Annotated in this window: 1 protein-coding gene; it reads right to left on the bottom strand. The window is 44.2% G+C overall.

The annotated features are described in order from the left end of the window. Positions 1-159: 159 nt before the first annotated feature. A complete protein-coding gene (locus tag ACZM60_RS14705) occupies positions 160-1566 on the bottom strand; it encodes an amidophosphoribosyltransferase (protein ID WP_489521865.1) in 1407 nt (468 codons plus the stop codon). Positions 1567-1955 lie beyond the last annotated feature (389 nt).

Below are 1955 nucleotides of genomic sequence, written 5' to 3'. Positions count from 1 at the left end.
ATCGAGATTATCTTCTGAATATCGCTGCCTGAAAAAGTTAACTACACTCTTATCGTTGATAAAGAAAAGAGGGTGAATCGCGTATTACGACACACCCTCACTTTTATATAAGGGAATCTCTCTTTATCTCTTTCCAGTGATACTCACACTTTCCTTTTTTCAAAACTTGCTGGAACCGTCGAAACAGTGTGTGCAGACCTTGCATTTCGGCAGCCCGATAGCCTCTATCAGGGTTTCCAGTGTATTGAATTTCAAGGAAGTCAGTCCGAAGCGGGCACGGATACGTTCTACCAGTTCCTTGTATTCGGGCGAGTCGGTGGTAGCATACTTGTCGAGCTTGGCATTCTCATCGCCTTCTATTTCCTTGATGATACGGCGGGTAATCAGTTCCATGTCGCTCTTGGAAGAAGTGAACCCGATAAACGGACAACCGTAAATCAGCGGCGGACAGGCAATACGCATGTGCACTTCCTTTGCTCCGTAATCGTACAATACATTTACATTGTCGCGAAGCTGGGTACCACGTACGATAGAATCATCACAGAACAGGATACGTTTTCCTTGCAACATGGCACGGTTCGGTATCAGTTTCATCTTTGCTACCAGCGAACGCATCTCCTGATTGCTGGGAGTAAAGCTGCGCGGCCAGGTAGGAGTATACTTGGCAATGGCACGGTGGTAAGGAATACCTTTTCCTTCGGCATATCCGAGAGCCATACCCACACCCGAGTCGGGAATACCGCAGGCACAGTCCACTTCCGACTCATCCGTCTTACCCATCTTGTAACCGCTCATGAAACGTACCTCTTCTACATTGCGGCCTTCGTAGCATGATACAGGGAAACCATAATATACCCACAGGAACGAACAGATCTGCATTTCTTCATTCGGTTTGCGGAGCTGTTCCAGTCCGTCGGCACGCATACGGAGAATTTCACCCGGACCCACATAACGCTCTATTTCATAATCGAGGTTAGGAAAGCTGCTCGACTCGCTGGTAGCTGCATAGGCTCCGTTTTTCTTTCCGATCACGATAGGCGTACGTCCCCATTTGTCGCGGGCAACGATGATGCCGTCTTCCGTCAGGATCAGCATGGAACAGGAACCCTTTATCCGCTTGTAAACATTTTCGATACCGTCTACAAAATCCTTTCCCTGCACAATCAGCAATGCGATAAGTTCGGTCTGGTTGGTTTTGCCCAGACTCATTTCAGCAAAGTGCATGTTGGCATCCAGCAAATCCTTTTCAAGTTCGGCTATGTTATTGATTTTTGCCACTGTCACAATCGCAAACTTTCCGAGATGAGAATTAATCATGATTGGCTGCGGATCGGTATCGCTGATAACGCCTATACCCGACTTACCTCTGAATTTTGGAAGTTCTGCTTCGAATTTCGTACGAAAATAAGAGCTTTCCAGACTATGAATAGAACGAACAAAACCTTCTCCTTCCGAATAAGTCGCCATACCGGCGCGTTTTGTTCCTAAATGTGAATTATAATCCGTACCGTAAAATAAATCGGTTACGCATTCAGCCATTGAGACTGTACCGAAAAAACCACCCATTCCTTTTTAATTTTTAATAATTAATTGTTCGATTTTCGAATGCAAAAATACGCAAAAGACAAGAAGTACAGAAGAATGAGATACAGAAACTTGATTGAAATCAAGAAAAAAATATACTTATCTGCCAAAGAAAAAAACGGATTGTTTCCATAATTGCCGGAACGCCCTGCCCTATTCTTTTCAGGCAAAAGGATTTTTCTGCCAGAAAGATTTGCCGAATATGAGCAGCCGGTCAACTAAAAAAACGGAATATCGGTCTGGCTTTCTGTCGGAAAATATGCCGCAAACCAATGTTGTCCTAAACGTTTTTCGATAAAAACAAAAAAAGGAAGTAAAGCTAAGGTAGAATGAACTACCTTAGCAAAGAGAACCACCTCTTTTACTTCCTA

The organism is Phocaeicola sp. (assembly GCF_057861905.1).
This window is presented reverse-complemented; position numbering and strand designations above follow the sequence as displayed.

Excerpts from the sequence above, each read along its gene's own strand:
- ACZM60_RS14705 (WP_489521865.1), bottom strand. The coding sequence starts at position 1,566 with ATGGGTGGTTTTTTCGGTACAGTCTCAATGGCTGAATGCGTAACCGAT.